The sequence below is a fragment of the Aromatoleum evansii genome (assembly GCF_012910805.1).
In the GTDB taxonomy this organism is placed as follows: domain Bacteria; phylum Pseudomonadota; class Gammaproteobacteria; order Burkholderiales; family Rhodocyclaceae; genus Aromatoleum; species Aromatoleum evansii.
The window spans coordinates 1-395 of the sequence record NZ_WTVK01000290.1 but is presented as its reverse complement, the minus strand read 5'-3'; the positions used below and the strand labels follow the sequence as shown (position 1 = coordinate 395).

Sequence of the window (395 nt, the reverse complement as noted above, 5' to 3'; positions counted from 1 at the left end):
CACCATGACGATCCCGAACCGGATCTCGCTGGCGCTGGTGGCCGGCTTCTTCGTCCTGGCGCCCCTGACCGGGATGGGCGTCCATGAAATCCTCAACCATGCCGGCGCGGGCGCGCTGGTCCTGGTGGTGGCGTTCGGCATGTTCGCGATGGGCTGGGTCGGCGGCGGAGACGCCAAGGTGGTGGCCGCGGCCGCCCTTTGGTTCGGGTTTGAGCATCTGCTCCCCTATCTGGTGCTTGCTTCGCTGTTCGGCGGCGCGCTGACCGTCCTGTTGCTGCAGCTCCGGCAATGGCCGCTACCCTATCCGCTGGCGTCCCAGGCCTGGCTCAGCCGCCTGCACGACAAGCAGACCGGCATTCCCTACGGCATCGCGCTCGCCCTCGGCGCCCTGTTGA

Annotated in this window: 1 protein-coding gene; it reads left to right on the top strand. The window is 68.4% G+C overall.

What is annotated here, in order from left to right; genetic code table 11:
• A partial coding sequence (locus tag GO615_RS28365; protein WP_169133120.1) for an A24 family peptidase occupies nucleotides 1–395 on the top strand: 395 nt, incomplete at both ends.